The 368-nt window shown below is 70.4% G+C and carries 1 protein-coding gene; it reads right to left on the bottom strand.

Translation table 11 applies throughout. From position 1 onward, the window contains the following. On the bottom strand, positions 1 to 151 hold a 151-nt coding region (locus HKX41_10680), incomplete at its 3' end, for a GTP cyclohydrolase I FolE (protein NNC24595.1). Positions 152 to 368 lie beyond the last annotated feature (217 nt).

Below are 368 nucleotides of genomic sequence, written 5' to 3' on the forward strand. Positions count from 1 at the left end.
AGCCGCTGAACCAGTCGCCGTAGGCGGTGACCACGCGCTTGGGCGTGTCGAGCAGGCCTTCGCGGGTCGGGTCTTCGCCGGCCCAGGCCAGCAGGGTGCGGACCGCGGCCTCGGCTTGCTCGCGGCTGGGCTTGTCGGGGGTGTCGGCCATGGGACGGGCCTTGTGTGCTTGGGGGGACACGAATGCTACCAAGCCCGGAATCGGGACGGGAGGATCGGCGACCGGCCGCGCCTGGCGGCTTGCCGCTTCTGCCTTGAACCCGTTCGCTATTCCCTGCTTGCGTTGCCGATGCCCGGGAAAAAAAAAGGTCGCCCAACCAGGGCGACCAGTCGGCTCCCCGGGGGAGAGAGCGCCGGGGGAGCGGTGG

The sequence above is a fragment of the Salifodinibacter halophilus genome (genome assembly GCA_012999515.1).
In the GTDB taxonomy this organism is placed as follows: Bacteria; Pseudomonadota; Gammaproteobacteria; order Nevskiales; family Salinisphaeraceae; genus Salifodinibacter; species Salifodinibacter halophilus.